At 41.8% G+C, this 19,509-nt stretch carries 18 protein-coding genes; 13 read left to right on the top strand and 5 right to left on the bottom strand.

Annotation, left to right across the window (positions count from 1 at the left end; genetic code table 11):
- Positions 1 to 126: 126 nt before the first annotated feature.
- Complete coding sequence (locus V7654_RS13470; RefSeq protein WP_335430902.1) at positions 127 to 1,014, bottom strand: glycerophosphodiester phosphodiesterase; 888 nt, start codon at positions 1,012 to 1,014, stop codon at positions 127 to 129.
- Between the two features lie 272 nt (positions 1,015 to 1,286).
- The gene (locus V7654_RS13465; RefSeq protein WP_335430901.1) at positions 1,287 to 2,576 is read right to left on the bottom strand and encodes a MerR family transcriptional regulator; all 1,290 of its coding nucleotides are present in this window, start codon (positions 2,574 to 2,576) and stop codon (positions 1,287 to 1,289) included.
- 435 nt (positions 2,577 to 3,011) lie between these two features.
- Between V7654_RS13465 and aspA the strand changes: the two genes are divergently transcribed.
- Positions 3,012 to 4,436 (top strand): aspartate ammonia-lyase, encoded by a 1,425-nt coding sequence (aspA, locus tag V7654_RS13460; protein ID WP_335430900.1) that lies wholly within the window; start codon positions 3,012 to 3,014, stop codon positions 4,434 to 4,436.
- Positions 4,437 to 4,493: 57 nt separating this feature from the next.
- Here the strand turns inward: aspA and V7654_RS13455 are convergent, their stop codons facing one another.
- Entirely contained in the window at positions 4,494 to 5,747 is a 1,254-nt protein-coding gene (locus V7654_RS13455) for an MFS transporter (RefSeq protein WP_335430899.1), read from the bottom strand.
- A gap of 11 nt (positions 5,748 to 5,758) precedes the next feature.
- The gene (locus V7654_RS13450; protein ID WP_335430898.1) at positions 5,759 to 6,361 is read right to left on the bottom strand and encodes a PadR family transcriptional regulator; all 603 of its coding nucleotides are present in this window, start codon (positions 6,359 to 6,361) and stop codon (positions 5,759 to 5,761) included.
- Between the two features lie 203 nt (positions 6,362 to 6,564).
- Here V7654_RS13450 and V7654_RS13445 point away from each other — a divergent pair, with 203 nt between their 5' ends.
- Positions 6,565 to 7,401, top strand: coding sequence for a formate/nitrite transporter family protein (locus V7654_RS13445; RefSeq protein ID WP_335430897.1), 837 nt, complete (start codon positions 6,565 to 6,567; stop codon positions 7,399 to 7,401).
- A 46-nt stretch (positions 7,402 to 7,447) separates the two neighbouring features.
- On the opposite strand, the gene V7654_RS13440 is transcribed toward V7654_RS13445, so the two are convergent.
- On the bottom strand, positions 7,448 to 8,236 hold the full coding sequence (locus V7654_RS13440) for an HAD family hydrolase (protein WP_335430896.1): 789 nt from the start codon (positions 8,234 to 8,236) through the stop codon (positions 7,448 to 7,450).
- A 153-nt stretch (positions 8,237 to 8,389) separates the two neighbouring features.
- Here V7654_RS13440 and V7654_RS13435 point away from each other — a divergent pair, with 153 nt between their 5' ends.
- From V7654_RS13435 to V7654_RS13385, 11 genes are all read left to right on the top strand, one after another.
- Positions 8,390 to 8,545, top strand: coding sequence for a lmo0937 family membrane protein (locus V7654_RS13435; RefSeq protein WP_438825299.1), 156 nt, complete (start codon positions 8,390 to 8,392; stop codon positions 8,543 to 8,545).
- Positions 8,546 to 8,708: 163 nt separating this feature from the next.
- Positions 8,709 to 9,362 (top strand): NUDIX hydrolase, encoded by a 654-nt coding sequence (locus V7654_RS13430; protein WP_335430894.1) that lies wholly within the window; start codon positions 8,709 to 8,711, stop codon positions 9,360 to 9,362.
- A gap of 342 nt (positions 9,363 to 9,704) precedes the next feature.
- Complete coding sequence (locus V7654_RS13425) at positions 9,705 to 10,529, top strand: M55 family metallopeptidase (RefSeq protein WP_335430892.1); 825 nt, start codon at positions 9,705 to 9,707, stop codon at positions 10,527 to 10,529.
- Between the two features lie 60 nt (positions 10,530 to 10,589).
- Positions 10,590 to 11,522 carry an ABC transporter permease gene (locus V7654_RS13420; RefSeq protein WP_335430889.1) on the top strand — a complete coding sequence of 311 codons (933 nt, stop codon included), beginning with the start codon at positions 10,590 to 10,592 and terminating at the stop codon, positions 11,520 to 11,522.
- A complete protein-coding gene (locus V7654_RS13415; RefSeq protein WP_207499322.1) occupies positions 11,519 to 12,475 on the top strand; it encodes an ABC transporter permease in 957 nt (318 codons plus the stop codon). Before V7654_RS13420 ends, V7654_RS13415 begins: the two co-directional genes overlap by 4 nt.
- Positions 12,476 to 12,480: 5 nt before the next feature.
- The gene (locus V7654_RS13410) at positions 12,481 to 13,476 is read left to right on the top strand and encodes an ABC transporter ATP-binding protein (protein ID WP_335430885.1); all 996 of its coding nucleotides are present in this window, start codon (positions 12,481 to 12,483) and stop codon (positions 13,474 to 13,476) included.
- Positions 13,477 to 13,560: 84 nt separating this feature from the next.
- Positions 13,561 to 15,174: a peptide ABC transporter substrate-binding protein gene (locus V7654_RS13405; protein WP_438825300.1), complete on the top strand. Its 1,614-nt coding sequence runs from the start codon at positions 13,561 to 13,563 to the stop codon at positions 15,172 to 15,174.
- A 342-nt stretch (positions 15,175 to 15,516) separates the two neighbouring features.
- Positions 15,517 to 16,437, top strand: a complete 921-nt coding sequence (locus V7654_RS13400) for a S66 peptidase family protein (RefSeq protein ID WP_335430907.1) — start codon at positions 15,517 to 15,519, stop codon at positions 16,435 to 16,437.
- A 25-nt stretch (positions 16,438 to 16,462) separates the two neighbouring features.
- Positions 16,463 to 17,569 (top strand): mandelate racemase/muconate lactonizing enzyme family protein, encoded by a 1,107-nt coding sequence (locus V7654_RS13395; RefSeq protein ID WP_335430881.1) that lies wholly within the window; start codon positions 16,463 to 16,465, stop codon positions 17,567 to 17,569.
- Positions 17,556 to 18,485: a C40 family peptidase gene (locus V7654_RS13390; protein WP_335430879.1), complete on the top strand. Its 930-nt coding sequence runs from the start codon at positions 17,556 to 17,558 to the stop codon at positions 18,483 to 18,485. The genes V7654_RS13395 and V7654_RS13390 overlap by 14 nt, the downstream gene beginning before the upstream one ends.
- Before the next feature lie 3 nt (positions 18,486 to 18,488).
- Positions 18,489 to 19,499, top strand: a complete 1,011-nt coding sequence (locus V7654_RS13385) for an ABC transporter ATP-binding protein (RefSeq protein ID WP_335430877.1) — start codon at positions 18,489 to 18,491, stop codon at positions 19,497 to 19,499.
- The last annotated feature ends 10 nt before the right edge of the window (positions 19,500 to 19,509 follow it).

Below are 19,509 nucleotides of genomic sequence, written 5' to 3'. Positions count from 1 at the left end.
GAAAGCGAAGCGCCTGAAATGGAAATCAACAGACCCGTTTTACATTCCAATTAAAAAACTGTAGAAAAGCACAATTTTCAGCGAGTTTTGTCTACAGTCTAAGCTGCCTGCACAAAGCAGCTTTCTTTATGGCATCCTATTTCTTTTTCCTATAACTTCATTTAGCCGATCTGGGTAATTAGTGAACATTCCTGTAACGCCCCAATCTAACAGCATCTCCATATCCTCTTTCTCATTTACTGTATAGGGATAAATCAGTAATCCGGAATCCCGGACCTTTTTTACATAGCCAGGGCTGATGGCAGTATAATGCATTCCAATTCCGACTGCATATGCCTTGATCTTCGCTACTTCCTCATTCGCTATGATGGCGGGGGCATAGTAGGACAAAAGCTGGATCAATGGGATGGATTCATCCATCTGATGGATTTTTTTCAGGCTCTCCGCACTGAAAGACTGGATAATAATCTTGCCAACAGGCTGTTTCTCCCCGACAAGATTGTATTCATATAAAATATCAAGAAGCTTTTCTTCCATTCCAGGATAGAATTCAGGTGATTTAGTTTCGATATAATACCTGGCTTTAGGACCCATTCGTTCAATTATCTCTCGTAGAGTTGGCACCTGCAGACCCAGATATTCCGGCTTTGCCTTCTGGGGGAAAGTTTCGTTAAACCAGGCTCCTGCATCAAGCCTCTTTATTTGTGCAAGGGTGAAATCCTTGATCATGCCCGTTTCCTCAGTGGTGCGATCAAGTGTTTCGTCATGCATCGCAATCAATTCTCCGTCTTTCGTCATCTGGAGGTCAATCTCTATATAATCCCCTTCCATTATGGTACCAAGTTCATACGCCGTAAAGGTGTGTTCAGGGGCATGTCCCGAAGCACCGCGATGGGAAATGTTGATCGGTTTGAATGGTCCAAATTGAGAAGGGCTTTTTGCCAAAGCTGATTCTGCTGGTAAAAAGGAAAAGCAAAAAAGAGCAATAGCCGCCATTCGAAATATGCATTTCATCTCCTCACTCTCCTCTAAGTGTGAATTCATAGCTGATTTGATTCGGAGACATCTAGAGAAAATAGGTTACTTTGAGATAAAAAATTTTTAAAAGTAATTTAGCTGGGTGTAAATATTATTAACAACTTTGCTTGAAATATGTTCTTTTCGTAAGGCGGATTTCACAATCGTTTATTACAAGAAGGATGCACTCTTATAGTCAATGAAGCTTTGATTTTTTTTGTCTTGAATTTAACGACATATACGAAAAAAGCCTTAGCCGAACAACTATACTATTTCCAAACCTTCCACCAATTGCGTTTATGATGTTTTGAAGCAGCAGTCTCACGGAAGCTTTCGACCATATCTTTAAACATTTCGTCACGCTGCCTGATCTCTTTCCGGAATTCTTCGCGTTCGGTTTTAATGGTCTTGACAAAATAATCTCTTTCTTGCGTGAGTATCTCATTTAAATTTGAGAGTTCCTGATTGGTTGCTTCACGGCTGTTTGACACATAATCAGCAAGAATTTTAAACTCCTCAGCTACCGTTTCTGTCGTCTCGTTCAAGCGTTCAGACAACACTGATAATTCCTTGTTCGTCCCGGACGCCAGTTTTTCAACTGAACTTGATAGGGTTGCAATCTTGTCATTCGTTCCTTTCGAAGTCTTTGTCAGGCTGTTTGCCAGAGAAGCGATCTTTTCGGAAGTTCCTTTTGAAACATTCGCAATGCTTCCTGATAGGGTATTTATTTTTTCGGAGGTACCCTTCGAAACCTTCGAAACACTCTCAGTTAGCTTGGTAATTTTGTCTGTCGTTCCTTTGGATGTTTTTTGAATATTGTCTGAAAGCTGGGCAATTTTTTCGGATGTGCCCTGTGAAGCTTTTACGACACTTTCAGAAATTATGCCGAACATTTCTGTTGTGCCACGAGAGACTTTTGCAATGCTGGTGTACAATTCAGAAGTACCCTTCGATACATTCGAAAGCTCCGAAGAAATGGTTCCGAGTGTTTCGGAATTCTCTTCCGAATTTCTCGCCACTGTATCTGTGAGCTCTTTAATTTGTTCGGTAGTCCGTTCTCCAGATTTATAAATCGAGTCAGAAATCGTTTTGACTGTCGTAAAAGTACCCTTGGATATCTCCTTTTTAACTTCTTCCAGAACCTCCTTACGAATGCCGTTCCTGATTTCCGCTTTTACTTCGGCAATTAGAGTTTCTTTATATTGCTCCATAGCAGCCATAAAAGCTTCGTAGCCTTCTTCATTTTGTTCGTGAAGCTGGGCGGGGACACCAGGTTCAATCATTAATGCACTTGTTTCTGAAAATGGCCCAGTTACTGACTGAGGGTCATTTCCTATATGTCTTTGCAGAAGGTCACGAATCATTTCCTTGCTTAAATTTTTATCGCGCATTTGCTTGATTTTCATCAAAAATTCAATCTCTATATCTGTATAAAATCTCGCGCCTTGTTTAGTCCGCGGTATGATTAGCAATCCTGAAAGATCCTTTTCCCATTGCCTGATGGTTCCAGAGGGAACATTAATTTTCTTGGACACCTCTTTAATCGTATATGCTTTCATGAATTGAGTGTCAGTCATCATGCACATTCCTTTCTGTTAATAGTTTTAATAAAAATGTGTTACAAATAAATTCCTCATTGATATTCCAATTTTCCTGCATGCTGACAAAAGCTATCAAAAGTAGTGGTGTTTCTCCAAAAGAGACAGAATTCATACAGTGTTCGCGCACTTTTTTCGATTGTGTCCCAAACATCAATAGTAAATTTTCAGGATGCCAGGAATTATTTTCGAAAATCACAGTTAAAAATAATGATTTATCGTGATGATTTAGGCGATTTGATTTACAATAGGGAGGCAAGCTAACATTGCAGTCCAAGGGGGACAAGCGTAAAAACATATCAGAATATACATGTCGAATACTGTTATGAATGGTTAGCTAAGTACATATTCTTGATTCTAATAAAAATACTAACCAACTTTGTGGAGGCGTAGAAAATGTCAGAGGTAAAAGTCCGGATTGAAAAGGATTTTTTAGGAACAAAAGAAGTATTGGCGGATGCCTATTACGGCATACAAACGTTAAGGGCCGTTGAAAACTTTCCTATAACAGGATATAGAATACATAGTGAACTCATTAAAGCAATGGCAATTGTTAAAAAGGCAGCAGCGCTTGCTAATATGGAAACTGGAAGACTATATGGCGGACTTGGTGAAGTCATTGTCAAAGCGGCTGACGAAATCATCGAAGGAAAATGGCACGATCAGTTTATCGTCGATCCGATTCAGGGCGGAGCTGGAACATCCATTAATATGAATACAAATGAAGTAATCGCCAACCGCGCCCTGGAACTATTGGGTGAGAAAAAAGGGGATTATTTTACATTAAGTCCAAATTCTCATGTAAATATGGCCCAATCAACAAATGATGCTTTTCCAACTGCGATCCATATTTCCGTTCTTTCGTTATTGGACAAGCTCCTTGACACGATGAGCATTATGCGTGAGGTTTTTTCCCAGAAAGCAAGAGAATTCGATTCAGTGATTAAAATGGGAAGAACGCATCTGCAAGATGCTGTGCCTATTCGCCTTGGACAGGAGTTCGAGGCGTATACTCGAGTCATCGAACGCGACATCGAACGAATCAAGCATACTCGCGGCCATCTGTACGAAGTAAATATGGGAGCAACAGCGGTCGGAACTGGGTTAAACGCTAATCCAAAGTATATTAAAAATGTTGTCCTCCATTTGTCCGAAATTAGCGGATACCCGTTAACGAACGCAGACCATCTGGTTGATGCCACACAAAATACCGATGCATATACCACTGTTTCTGCTGCATTGAAAGTATGTATGATGAATATGTCCAAAATCGCAAATGATTTGCGTTTGATGGCTTCAGGACCACGCGTGGGATTCAATGAAATTATCCTTCCTGCTCGCCAGCCAGGTTCTTCAATCATGCCCGGTAAGGTAAATCCTGTTATGCCTGAAGTCATAAACCAGGTAGCATTCCAGGTAATCGGAAATGACCATACGATTTGCCTTGCATCTGAAGCTGGGCAGCTCGAACTGAATGTTATGGAACCTGTCCTTGTGTTCAATCTGATTCAGTCTATCAGTATCATGAACAATGGGTTCAAAGTATTTACAGACCATTGCTTAGTAGGCATCGAGGCAAACAAAGAAAAGCTTGAGAAGGATGTAGAGCGAAGTGTAGGGATCATCACAGCAGTCAACCCGCACCTTGGATACGAGGCGGTTTCACGGATCGCACGCGAAGCGATCCTTACAGGAAAATCAGTCCGCGAACTATGTCTTGCGTACGATGTATTGACAGAAGAAGAACTAGATTTAATCCTCAATCCATATGAAATGACAAACCCAGGCATCGCAGGGGAAGAGCTACTAAATAAAGACTAAACAGTTTAACACATTAAAGCGCTGGGGGTCAGACCCCCAGCGCTTTAATGCGTTAAATTAACTGTCCAGAGTCTGAAAACTTTCTTTAGGTTCTTGATTTATTCGAATTGATAAGGCGAAAGCTCCGAGAAAGAAGGTCGCTATTCCCGCCCCAATTAAAACAACTGGAACACCAATGAGCTTTGCCAGCAAAGCTCCTGCGGCTGGTGCAACTAACATCGAAAAGGTCTGGAGTGACATTGCTGAGGCTGAAACCCTGCCCATCATTTGTTTTGGCGTTTCTGATTGTAGAACGTATCCATACGGTACTCCCTGAGCTGAGCCAAGAACCCCAAGAAGGAAAGCACCCGCCATCCAGCCAATTTTCGGCAGTTCAAATACTCCTTTAGCACCAAGTCCGATAAATAAAATAAATACACCGCTGAACAAAGATGCTGCGGCCATTAATTGAATCGTCCTTTGCTTCCAATGTGTCCATTTGCCAAGCAGCAATGCCCCAATCACACTTCCGAATCCAACTGAGCTGATCAGCCAGCCGAATTCCTCTTTTCCAAAGCCAAGCTTCTGAGCAATAAAGACAAACAATCCATCATATAAAAAAATGATAAAAAAGGCAATAGAGGATAAAATGATAGCTGCTTTTAGAATGCGTGTTGAAAAAATATGATGAATGCCTTCGGAGAAATCCTTAAGAAATGATGGTTGATTAACTCTTTGTTCAAAATTTAATGCTTCTGTTTCGATTTTGGGCAGAGTCATTAAAAATAAAACAGCAATTAAAAAGCCAGCTGCTTCAAAAATAAAAGGGCTTTTTACACCAAAAAGCGCGATCAATCCTCCGCCGAGCGCTGGTCCAATTATTTTCATTGTATTGACCGAAAGCTGACTTAGTGTGACTGCTTCAGGAAGCTCATCCTCAGGAACCGTAAACCTGATGGCACTTTGTCTTGCTGGATCATATAGAGCAGCTACGGTTGCTTTTAGGAAGACGAAAACTAATAAAATGAACAGGTTAGGCGCAAAAAACAGGCCTGCTACAAAAAGAACCCTGAGCAGGAGACAGGAAATCATCAGCATTTTTTTGGGGAGACGGTCGACAAACACGCTCGCAAGAGGACCGATTATTACCCATGGAAGTCCCAGAACAATAATGACGGAGGCAATCGCTGCTTCACCAAGTCCCCAATGATAAGCAACGATCACTTGTATCGCTACAAAATCAAGCCAGTTGCCGAGATCCGAAAAAACCTGAGCTCCGAATAGCGAGCGATAAGATTTATTTCGCAAAGGCTTAAACATTCCAGAATTCATCTTTTAGCCTCCTATATTTCATTAATTAATGCTATTTTCCTGCGTTCAAGCTGTTTTCCCTCTAATTGGGAGGGGTCTTGGCCAACAGGCATATCGTTGTTCTCAATCGCGTCGAGTGACTCGGTTATCCATTGCAGTTCAGCTTCCAGCTTCAGCTCAGCATACCTGATTGCCAGCATTCCTACACTATTGATGAATGATGTCTTATTTTGCTTCCAATTTTTAATGTAGCTGAGGAGCTCTTTAGATTCTGATTGTCTTGCCTTTAGATGGGCGCAAAGATTTTCCAGATCCATTTCCTTATGCCAGCCTGCCATTTTCATGAAGAGCTCATCCTTGATCACAGGAGGAGCAGGGGTTTGCGCCAGCCAATTTTCCAGCTCGCGCCAGCCTTTGCCGGTCAAATCATACAGTTTCTTCTTTCGGCCATCCTTGTCTTCCTCAAGTGTGGTGATGTATCCTTCTTCTTCGAGTTTTTTCAGCTTCGGATAAAGGCTGCCGTAGCTTAAACCCCAATATAAACCCGCAGCTTTATGTTCAAATTCATTCTTGATGTCATAGCCAGAGCTTGGGCGGTAGCTTATAACGGCTAGGATAGAATGTTCAATTGACATGGCTTTTTTCCTCCTCACTTAATATATATCACTTTGATATATAAATATGATATGTCTGTCATAAATAATTGTCAAAAGTTATCCAACCATTTCTATTTATTCGGAAAAGGCTGTTTTTTTGTTGCATAAAGGGGAATTAAGCCTGTAAAAGGATAAGCATCGCCAATAACTATCTATACATCTAAAGAACAGGAGGAATTAAATTGGCTTTTCGAAAACCGCAGGAAATTGCCCAACTGGCTGTAGACGCGGGTACTTACAAAGCCTCCATGCCCATTAAGAATATGCTTGTGCTCGGCTTTTTAGGTGGAGCATTTATCGCTTTGGGATATTTGCTAGATATCAGGGTAATCGCTAACCTGCCACATGAATGGGGAACATTTGGTACTTTTCTCGGTGCATCTGTTTTCCCGCTTGGGTTGATTTTGATTCTGCTTGCAGGTGGGGAATTGCTGACAGGAAATATGACCGCAATTTCAATCGCGAGCCTGGCAAAGAAAGTGACTGTAAAAAAGCTGCTTAATAATTGGTTTTGGATTACAATCAGCAATTTTGTCGGTGCTTTGTTCGTCGCCTATATTTTTGGACATGTAGTGGGGTTGACAGAAACTGGCCCATTCTTGGATAAAACAGTAGCGGTTGCAGGAGCAAAATTAGATGACAGCTTTTGGGCCGCTTTTTTCTCAGGAATCGGATGTAATTGGCTGGTAGGATTGGCAGTCTGGCTTTCATACGGAGCATCGGATATGACAGGAAAAATCCTGGCTATTTGGTTCCCGATTATGGGATTTGTAGCAATTGGTTTTCAGCACGTTGTGGCAAACATGTTTGTAATCCCAGCAGCCATTTTCGCTGGCCATTACAGCTGGACTGAATACTTTGGAAACTTTGTGCCAGTTTATTTAGGAAACGCAGTAGGAGGGGGAGTTTTTGTCGCTTTAATGTATTGGATCAGTTATAAATCCCAGCTACAAAAACAAGCAGCACAGCCAGAAAATCAAATTTCGCAGGCAAGCGCTCGTAAAAGGGCTGCAAAATAATATTGATTTGGCAGAGGGAACCTCATTTTTGCGAGGTTCCCTTCGTTCATTTCATTAGACCAAGTGACTTCAAACCATTATAAATCCCAGAATTAGTGACCTCTGTGGTCTTGTGTTTTGCATGCTGAAATAAATCCGGATGGGCATTACCCATTGCGAACCCATCGCCAACAGTGGAAAGCATTTCTTTATCATTCATCCCATCACCAAAAGCAATAGAACTTTCACGCTCGATCCCAAGTCGTTTCATTAAAAATCCAACTCCAACACCTTTATTGACCCTGTCCCTGATGACGTCAAAGCAATGTTCCATACCTTCTATATTTACCTGTGATAAATGAATACCCTCATTGAACACATAACGTTCATGTCCCAATCGGCCCTTCGTGATGATGGTCATTCCCAAAATATCATGGATGACCTTTTCAGTAAAAATGTCATTTCTCCTCAAATGAAATTGTTTAAGAAAAACCTTCACTAAGTCGGAATCAAGGTCTGAGAGGTAATTTTTTTCGGCAGTATAGAGCACTACTTCATGTCCGTGTTCCTTCGCGACATCGAGAATGTATTGAACTTCGCTTGCTTGCATTGGCTCAGCAAATATGGTTTTGCCTTCATATATCCCAAGGGCACCATTGTACCCAATAAATGACGTAATTTTAAGCTCATCAGCAATTTCCGAGATTTCATGGATAGGCCGGCCTGTCGCAAGCACAACTTCGATATGCTGATCCTTCATTTCTGCAATAGCCCTTTTAGTTGATTCTTCGATTGTATCGTCAGGTCTCAAAATCGTACCGTCGATATCCAAGAACAAAATTCTATAGTTCTGCATGTCAAGCTCCTAACTGAAAAGTATTCTTTTCTATAGTTTTACATAGAGGTAAGAAAGTTATCAAACATTTGGCTGCAAGCATGCTTGTTTAATGAAAATGTACAAAGGGTAAGATTAAATTAAGAAAAAATAAATTGGAAGGGGATTTTCATCATGTTATGGACAATAGCAGCTATATTGCTAGTTTTTTGGGTACTTGGATTGATCTTTCATATCGCGGGAGGAGTTATACACATACTCTTAGTAATTGGACTAATCTTAATCGCATATAACGCAATCAAAGGACGAGCTAGGGGTTCTAGATATTGATAATTAGACAGTGGCTTTTGCCACTGTCTTTAATTTTTGGCTGTTATATAAATATTTAATAAAAAAACGCATACATTAATTTTCACTTATTCTAATTTAAAAGCCATTTCCTTTCTTTTCTGTTCATATTCATAATAAAATAAGATAAAAACTGGTACAGGGAGTGTGGAGTCCAATAACAAATATTAGACAGATTTCAGAGGCTTTATCAGGGCGTACACCCTCAATTCTTGGCCATGATCAATTCTTGAAATTCGCGGTTCTATTGCCGCTGGTGGAAGTTGATAATGAAGTCCATGTATTATTCGAGGTTCGCTCATTGACTTTAAGAAGACAACCCGGAGAAGTCTGTTTTCCGGGAGGGAAGATTGAAAAGGGTGAAGATCCGCAAAAAGCCGCAATCCGTGAAACTTCAGAAGAGCTAGGCATAAAGGAAAGTGAGATTACCGATGTCTTCTCATTGGATTATATGGTTTCAGCTTTTGGGACGATCATCTATCCTTTTGCTGGCACAATTAAGGATTCTAAAATGATATCCCCGAATGTGGATGAGGTTGGTGAGATTTTTACTGTTCCATTATCCTTCTTTAAAAAGAATCAGCCTGACAGCTATAAAATTAATTTCCAGGTAGAGCCTGAAGATGGCTTTCCATTCGATTTGATCATTGGCGGTGAAAATTATAAATGGCAAACCCGGACAATGGATGAATATTTTTTTAGGTACAACGGAAAAGTCATCTGGGGACTGACCGCAAAAGTACTGACTCATTTTATCGAGTTAATGGATGTCATTAAAACTGATGAAGAAGGCACGTAAATAATTACGTGTCTTTTTTGCATGTTTACTTATCCTTCGTAAACCTAATGTTTGAAGTGCACTCCAAAAGTATTATCTCGCAAAAATTCTTTTCTGATTAAACTGTCTCATTTATCTAAAAACACGGACGTTTCATCCATTTTCTTCCCATTCCTTATAAATCATCAATGAAAATCACCAGAGAAAATATTATTCCATAAATAGTTTTTTATTAACAGATACTTAGGGGGTCAAATCTACTATTTCTTTGTAACAGACCAATTTTATGGGAGAAAAGGTTGCTAATAGTAGATTTATTATTTATAATTTTAAGATAATTATTCATAGAAAGTTGGGTCAAAAATGAAACTATACATATCTGTAGACATGGAAGGGATTACTGGTTTGGTAGATTATACCCATGTAGATTCCTCGAAGCATAACTACGAGCGTGGCCGTAAAATCATGACAGAGGAGGCGAACCATGTCATCACTGCTGCTTTTGAAAAAGGCTGTAAGGAAGTAATCGTAAATGACAGCCACTCCAAGATGAACAACCTACTGATCGAGGAGCTGCATCGTGAAACTCAGTTGATTACAGGGGATGTCAAACCATTTTCAATGGTACAGGGACTGGATAATAGCTTTGCTGGAGCTGTGTTTGTTGGCTATCACGCACAGGCTTCCATGAAAGGCGTAATGTCTCACTCGATGATTTTTGGAGTTCGCCATATGTACATAAATGATGTCCAAATTGGAGAATTAGGCTTTAACGCGTATGTTGCAGGTTATTACGGTGTACCGGTCATCATGGTAGCAGGGGATGATGGTGCTGCACGAGAGGCAGAAGCACTTATACCAAATGTTACTACTGCAGTTGTAAAAGAATCTATTTCAAGATCAGCAGCAAAATCACTCACTCCAGTAAAAGCCGGGCAGCTTCTCGCAGAAAAAACGGAACTAGCCCTAAAAAACAAAGACAAAGTGAAACCGCTTACCCCTCCGGATAACCCAGTGCTGAGAATCGAATTCTCCAATTATGGAGAGGCAGAATGGGCAAATTTAATGCCTGGCACAGAAATTGAAGAAGGAACGACGATTGTCCGTTACCAGGCTAAGGATATTCTAGAAGCCTATCAAGCTATGCTTGTCATGACAGAGCTTGCGATGAGAACTACTTTTTGCTGATTATTGCAGAACTAAACTCAACAAGACACTCGGATAAAGACAAGATAAGGAAGTGAGTAAATGCTCGGATATATTCTCAAAAGATTGGGTGCAATGGCCGTAACGTTGCTGGTCATTATCACCTTAACATTTTTCCTGATGCACTCAATCCCCGGTTCGCCTTTTAACGAAGAGCGGGCCACGAGCGAGGCTGTGCAGAAGAACCTAGAGGCCTATTACCATTTGGATGAGCCATTGTATGTTCAATACTTTTTGTATTTAAAGTCTGTCGCGACATTTGATTTCGGACCTTCAATCAAAAAGTCCTCCCAGTCAGTTAATGAAATGCTGGGAAGGGGATTTCCAGTATCGTTTGAACTCGGAATGGTCACTCTCATCGTCGCAATATTTTCCGGCATTTTATTAGGGATCATTGCGGCACTGCGCCATAACGGCATTATCGATTATCTTGCGATGACGATCGCCGTTCTCGGCATATCCGTTCCAAACTTTGTAATGGCTACACTGCTGATCCAGCAGCTCGCAGTCAACTGGGAAATTCTCCCCGTAGCAACATGGTCAAGTCCCAAGCATATGATTCTGCCGACACTGGCGCTTGCGACAGGTCCAATGGCTATCATTGCGCGTCTGACACGAGCCAGCATGCTGGAGGTCCTTACACAGGATTACATAAGAACTGCAAAGGCAAAGGGATTATCACCTGTAAAAATCGTTTTCAAGCACGCATTGAAAAATGCAATGCTTCCGGTCGTAACCATTCTTGGTTCATTGGCTGCAAGCATCTTGACAGGAACCTTTGTCATTGAAAAAATCTTCGCTATCCCAGGAATGGGTAAATATTTCGTTGAAAGCATCAATCAGCGTGACTACCCAGTCATCATGGGCACAACTATTTTTTACAGTACGGTGTTAATCATGATGTTGTTCCTTGTGGATTTGGCATATGGAATACTTGATCCAAGGATCAAACTTCATAAAAAGGAGGGAAGATGATGGCTCTGCGGAAATTTCAAGAAACACACGAATCATCAACAGTTCCCGACGAGTGGTTTGTTCCGAAGCAGGTAAATAACTCTGAAGCCGAGGCTGTGGTAAGGCCAAGCCTATCATATTGGCAGGATGCATGGAGACGTCTGTTGAAAAACAAGCTGGCGATGCTAGGTCTTTTCTTTTTATCCTTCCTGACATTTATGGCGATTTTCGGACCAATTATTTCGCCGCATACAATGGATCATCAGGATCTTGTGAATCAAAATATGAAGCCTTCGAGTGAACATTGGTTCGGAACAGATGAATTGGGAAGAGACGTTTTCACTAGGACATGGTATGGGGCACGCATTTCCTTATTCGTAGGTATCGCAGCCGCACTTATCGATTTCTTGATCGGAGTCATTTACGGTGGGATTGCAGGCTATAAAGGCGGCAGGACAGACCACTACATGATGAGGGTAATCGAAGTACTATATGGCCTTCCATATTTGCTGGTTGTCATTCTGATTAGCGTAGTAATGGGTCCAAGTCTTGCAACGATCATCTTTGCACTTACTATCACCGGCTGGATTGGCATGGCCCGAATTGTCAGAGGCCAGGTCCTGCAAATCAAGAATTATGAATTCGTATTAGCATCTAAAACGTTCGGAACAAAAACTGGCCGGATCATCCGCAAAAACCTGCTGCCCAACACTATGGGCCCGATAATCGTTCAGATGACTCTTTCTGTACCTTCAGCTATTTTCGCCGAAGCATTTCTAAGCTTTTTGGGTCTGGGTATTCAGGCACCAATGGCAAGCTGGGGTTCAATGGCAAGTGATGCTTTGCCGGTTATTTTGTCAGGAGACTGGTGGCGCTTGTTCTTCCCGGCGTTCTTCATCTCGATGACCATGTTTTCATTTAACGTTTTAGGTGACGGTCTTCAGGATGCACTTGATCCGAAGCTAAGGAGGTAAGCATCATGGAAAAAGTACTTGAAGTAAAAGACCTTCATGTTTCTTTTAAGACGTATGGCGGTGAAGTAAAAGCGGTCCGCGGTGTCACATTTGATTTACATAAAGGAGAAACACTTGCCATCGTAGGTGAATCGGGCTGCGGCAAAAGCGTGACATCCCAGAGCATCATGCGCTTAATCCCAGAGCCGCCTGGTAAATTTGATGGTGGTTCCATCATCTATAAAAACAAAGATTTAACGGAGTTAAAGGATGCCGAAATGAGGAAGATCCGTGGCTCCGATATTTCGATGATTTTCCAGGACCCAATGACTGCCCTAAATCCTACACTTACTATTGGAGACCAGCTGACAGAGGGTATCCTTCAGCATATGAAACTTTCAAAGGAGCAAGCAAAAAAAACAGCTATTGATATGCTTGATCTTGTAGGGATTCCCAGCCCTCATGTCCGATTAAAACAATATCCTCATCAATTCAGCGGTGGCATGAGACAAAGGATTGTTATTGCAATGGCTTTGGTTTGCCAGCCTGATGTCCTTATTGCGGATGAGCCTACGACAGCTTTGGATGTAACAATCCAAGCCCAGATACTTGAGCTTTTCCGTGATATTCAAAAGAAAACAGGTGTTTCGATCATCCTTATTACTCATGACTTGGGTGTGGTTGCCCAAGTGGCAGACAGGATCGCCGTCATGTATGCTGGGAAAATCGTTGAGACCGGCACGAGGCGAGAAATATTCTATAACCCTCAGCATCCATATACAAAGGGATTGTTAAACTCAGTGCCACGGCTTGATGTCGAAGGAGCGGAGTTGATCCCTATTGGCGGCACGCCGCCGGATTTATTCTCTCCACCAGTTGGATGTCCATTTACTGCTAGATGTCCATATGCCATGGAGGTTTGTGACAAGGTATATCCATTACATACAACGCTTTCAAGCAGCCATGTAGTTGATTGCTGGCTTCAGGATGAACGGGCAAAAAAAGTACTTGCAAGCAGATAATCTTGTTCAATCAGGCGTAAGCCTCTTTGATATAAATTTTCACATAAATTTAAAGGGGGAAACAGAGTGAAGAAGTTTTTGACAATGCTGATGGCAGCCATGCTTGTATTCACACTTGCTGCATGTACAGCAAATGAGAACACAGGCAAAGAAACAGATGGAAAAGACAAAGGGGACAAAGATAAGGGCGGAGAAAAAGTCCTTTACCTGAACAATGGTCAGGAACCAACTTCATTTGATCCTCCAATCGGTTTTGATTCGGCGTCATGGAGTGCGCTGAACAATTTGATGGAAGGTCTTACGCGCTTAAATGCTGAGCACCAGCCTGAAGAAGCTACTGCTGAAAAATGGGATGTATCCGAAGATGGCAAAACTTACACATTCCATATCCGCGAAAACGCAAAATGGTCAAATGGCGATGATGTGACAGCGAACGATTTCGTGTTCGCATGGAAGCGTCTTTTGGATCCTGCTACTGGTTCTTCTGCAGCATTCCTTGGCTACTTCATTGAAGGTGGAGAAGAGTTCAACAGCGGCAAGGGATCTGCTGATAATGTAAAAGTTAAAGCAGTTGACGCTAAGACTTTTGAGGTTACTTTAACAAGCCCTCAGGCATATTTCTTAAGCGTTATCGCTAACCCTGCATTTTTCCCAATCAATGAGAAGGTTGCAAAGGAAAATCCAGAATGGTTTGCAGAAGCAGATTCATTCGTAGGAAACGGACCTTTTAATCTTACTAGCTGGGAGCATGACACGAAATTCGTCATGGAAAAGAACGAAAAGTATTGGGATGCAGAAAATGTAAAGCTTGATAAAGTTGAGTGGGCGATTGTCGACGATACAAATACTGAGTACCAAATGTTCACGGCAGGAGACCTAGATGTTTCTGATGTGCCTTCTGAACTTGCCGATAAACTGTTCAAGGAAGGAAAGGTAAAAGTTGAAGACCAGGCAGGAGATTACTTCTACCGCTTCAATGTTACGAAGGAACCATTCCAAAATGTGAATATCCGTAAGGCGTTCGCACTTGCAGTAGACCAGCAAAAAATCGTGGATTTTGTTACAAAAAATCAGGAAAAAGCAGCTTATGGATTCGTCTCTCCAGGATTCCAGGATCCATCAGGCAAAGATTTCCGAGAAGTTAGCGGAGATTTAAATAAGACTGATATCGAAGAAGCCAAAGCTCTTTTGAAGAAGGGTATGGAAGAAGAAGGCTATACTGAACTTCCTGAAGTCACACTAACATACAGCACTGATGATGTTCACAAGAAGATTGCAGAAGCTCTTCAGCAAATGTTCAAGGAAAGCCTTGGAGTTGAAGTGAAGCTGGCTAATATGGAATGGAATGTTTTCGCTGAAGAACAGAAAGCACTAAAGCACCAGCTTTCACGCAGTTCTTTCCTTGCTGACTATGCAGATCCAATCAACTTCCTGGAAAACTTCCAGACAGGTCACTCTATGAACCGTACTGGCTGGGGAAATCCTGAGTATGACAAGCTGATCAAGGATGCTAAAAATGAGGCTGACGAAACAAAGCGTTTCGAATTAATGTACCAAGCAGAGAAGATTCTCTTTGAAGAAGCACCGATTTTTACTGTTCACTTCTATAACCAAGTTTATATGCAAAACGAAGCTGTAAGTGGCGTTGTTCGCCATCCTGTTGGCTATCTTGAATTGAAATGGGCAGATAAGAAGTAAATTCTTTACTTTTATTGTCTAGCTTCAACGATTGTACTTTCTAAGAAAGAGGTGTCCGTCTTGGATCGCCTCTTTTTTACTAATTGAGGTTTTGGCCGATTTTTTTAAAGGAAATCAATGTAGTTTTTAAAATTAGGCTGTTTTCGTATACTTTGTTGCTTTAATAAGTTGATTTCCTTTCAAACAATCCATATAAAACAGCATTCTTTGAGAAAACAGCCTAAAATTAGGACTCCTTTATAACTTTGTGTATAGGTTACAAAAAGAGTCTTACTAATACATACTCTCTGAAGATATACATATTGATAGCTTAGTACTTTTAACTAAAGGAGTCGATCAATGATGTTAATCAAGCCTGAACGGCTGAAAAAAGGGGATACAATCGGCATTATCGCCCCTGCAAGTCCGCCTAATAAAGAAAATCTTGAACGCGGATTAAAGTTTTTTGCAGACTTAGGACTGAAATATAAACTCGGAAAATCACTTTACAGAGAATATGGATATCTTGCAGGTAGTGACGAAGAGAGATTAGCAGATTTGCATGAAATGTTCCAAGACGATGAGGTGAAAGGGATCATTTGTGCAGGAGGCGGTTATGGAACTGCACGGATAGCGTCAGCGATCGATTATAAAGTCATCAGCAGGAATCCTAAAATCTTCTGGGGCTACAGTGATATCACCTTTTTACACACAGCAATTCGGCAGCAGACAGGCCTTGTTACCTTCCATGGTCCGATGATTGCTTCAGATCTTGGTAAAGCAGACGCCAACCCGATTTCCAAGGATCAGTTCAAGCAGCTTTTCCAACCTACAGAATTACGTTATACCGATTCTACATCAGAACTGGATGAACTGGTTTCAGGGATAGCGGAAGGAGCATTAGTAGGAGGGAACTTGTCACTGCTCTCAAGTACGATGGGTACAAAATTTGAAATTGATACAGCTGGGAAAATTTTATTGATAGAAGATATCAATGAAGAGCCGCGCGCAGTTGACCGAATGCTGAACCAGCTATATATGGCTGGCAAGCTTCAGGATGCAGCAGGGCTCTTAGTTGGCGATTTCAATAATTGTGTACCGGAAAGGGAACTGTCCCTTTCTCTCGAAGAAGTTCTCGATCATTATATTAAACTGGCAGGCAGGCCTGCTATGAAGGGCTTCAATATGGGCCATTGCTCACCTCATATAGCCGTCCCATTCGGCATTCATGCACGACTGGATACAGAAAGCAAAACTCTCATTGTCGAGAGCGGGATTAATTAAGCTAATACTAAAAGGGGATATTAATATGATCATTGAAAAAATCGAGACATTCCGCACAGCTGTCCCTCTAACCAAGCCCTTTAAAACGGCGCTTCGCACAGTAACAGTCGCAGAAGCTATCTTTGTTAAAATTAGCTGTGACAATGGGATTGCCGGCTGGGGGGAAGCACCTCCGACATGGGTCATCACCGGAGACAGCCTGCCAAGCATTGAATCTGCGATCAATGATGTAATAAAACCATTTCTGATAAAAAAGAATCTTTTAAATTATGAAGCTATATTCCAGGGACTCAAGTCAGCCCTTATAGGCAATTCCAGCGCAAAAGCTGCAGTTGACATGGCGTTATATGATTGCATATCTCAGAATTGCCGCTTACCACTTTATCAATTCCTCGGCGGCTACAGAAACGAAATAGAAACTGATTTTACCGTTAGCGTAAACAGCCCTGAGGAGATGGGGGAGGATGCTGTTGCTTATGTTGCCAATGGATTCAATGTCCTGAAGGTAAAAGTTGGAATTGGTGATATTTCTACAGATATCTCTCGTATTCAAGAAATTCGCCGCCGCATTGGCAATGATGTAAAAATCCGACTAGATGCTAATCAGGGCTGGAAGCCAAAGGATGCGATAAGGGCAATTCGAAAAATGGAGGACCTGGGTCTCGATATTGAACTGGTGGAACAGCCGGTAAAAGCCGAGGACATTGATGGCCTTAAGCAGGTCACGGATTCTGTAGAAACGTTAATTATGGCAGATGAAAGTGTATTTACGCCGAAACAAGCTTTTGAAGTAATTAAGCGAAGAAGCGCCGACCTTATCAATATTAAATTGATGAAGTCGGGAGGGATTTACCAGGCTCAAATGATTAACCAGATGGCAGAAACTGCGGGGATTGAATGCATGGTTGGCAGCATGATTGAAACGAAGCTTGGAATCACGGCAGCCGCTCACTTCGCAGCAAGCAAGAAAAACATTACACGGTTTGATTTCGATGCTCCGCTTATGCTTGCAGGTGAAGCGATTACAGGTGGGATAAAGTATAATGGAAGAACAATCAGCCTTCCAGACCGGCCAGGTTTAGGAATTGAAGATGTCCTAATAGAAGGAGGAATATCAAGTGGAAAGCAATAATTTATGGCTAGTCAATGTTCCTGTCGCAACGTTGTGGACTTCTTATGATTCTGCAAGAGAAATAGACCAGGACGCTGTCTCCGGTTCAGTAAACTTGGAGGCATGGCTTGAAAAATTAACATATGAACCAAGACTTCAACTATGTGACGCTAATCTAGTCCAATCACAGGTGCTATTTGGCCAGGAAGTTCTGATCATCGATGAAGCAGATGGCTGGGCACAAGTGGTTGTTCCTGATCAGCCTTCAGGAAAGGATGAACGTGGATATCCGGGCTGGATTCCAAAAGCACAACTAATCCAGCAATCGGATTGGTACATAAAGCATGGACCAGTTGTTGTGGTTACTTCAAAACATGCGCTCCTATTCTCTGAGAAGGATGAACAGCTTATGCAATTAAGCTATCAAACTATGCTTCCGGCTATCGAACAAATTGGGGATCGTATCCGCGTCAAGACACCGACCGGAATTGGCATTTTATGCTCAGAGGATGTGGTTCTCTATCCTTCAGAAAAGGGAGTTCCTAAACAAAACGGCAAGGGGATCGTCGCTGCAGGTGAACAATTCCTCGGATTACCATACCTTTGGGGCGGGATGAGCAGCTATGGCTATGATTGTTCAGGATTTAGCTATAGTATGTGCCAGGCCAACGGATACATCATTCCGAGGGACGCACATGAACAGGCAGCGAAAGGTGAAAATATCGAGTTATCTGAAATCCAGCCAGGTGATTTGCTTTTCTTTGCTTATGAGGAAGGCAAAGGAAGTATTCATCATGTAGGGATTTATTATGGAGACGGGAAACTGCTCCATTCACCAAACACAGGAAAAAATATCGAGATTATTTCACTTGAAGGAACGATTTACGAAAAAGAACTCTGTGCAGCAAGACGGTACTGGTTTGATACGGAGGAATAAAAAATGGAAAAACAAGTTTTATTGAGTGTTAAAGATTTAAAGAAACATTTCTATATGGGCAAAAATGAAATCCTAAAAGCAGTTGATGGGGTATCCTTTGATATTTACAAGGGTGAAACCTTCGGGCTTGTTGGCGAATCAGGCTGCGGTAAGTCTACTGCAGGAAGGACGATGATCGGTTTATATGACAGAACCGATGGAGAAGTCATCTTTAACGGGAAAGATGTTCATACAATGTCTGAAAAGGAAAGATTTCAGTTTCATAGGCAGATGCAAATGATTTTCCAGGATCCATACGCATCTTTAAACCCGCGTTCAACTGTCAAAGAAATAATATCTGAACCAATGGAAGTCCATGGCTTATACAAAGACAAGAAAGAGCGTCTAGAGCGCATATATCAGCTACTTGAGGATGTAGGGCTTAATCGTGACCACGCTAACCGATATCCACATGAGTTCAGCGGGGGACAGCGTCAGAGAATCGGTATCGCAAGAGCACTTGCCCTGGACCCGGATTTCATTATTGCTGATGAACCGATTTCTGCTCTTGATGTATCTGTTCAAGCCCAGGTTGTAAATCTTCTTAAACGTCTTCAGATGGAAAAAGGGTTAACGTATTTGTTCATTGCCCATGACCTTTCAATGGTTAAACAAATCAGCAACAGGATTGGCGTGATGTATCTGGGCCACATCGTTGAGCTAACAGCTAGCAATCAGTTGTATAAGAAGCCTCTCCATCCATATACACAGGCATTACTGTCGGCCATTCCAATACCAGATCCGGATATTGAAGATAAGCGTGAACGGATCATTCTTGAGGGAGAGCTGCCAAGCCCAATGGATCCCCCAAGCGGCTGTGTGTTCAGGACTCGGTGCTCTCATGCTATGGAGGTATGCGCGCAGAAAAAACCAGAATGGCAGGAAATCGACTCAGACCATTTCGTTGCTTGCCACTTATACGACGAAAATCTCCCTGACAGCAAAAATAGAGAAGTGCTTGTCAATATGCGATAAGGAACGATTT

The organism is Bacillus sp. JJ1609, from assembly GCF_036967045.1.
In the GTDB taxonomy this organism is placed as follows: domain Bacteria; phylum Bacillota; class Bacilli; order Bacillales; family Cytobacillaceae; genus Mesobacillus.
This window is presented reverse-complemented; position numbering and strand designations above follow the sequence as displayed.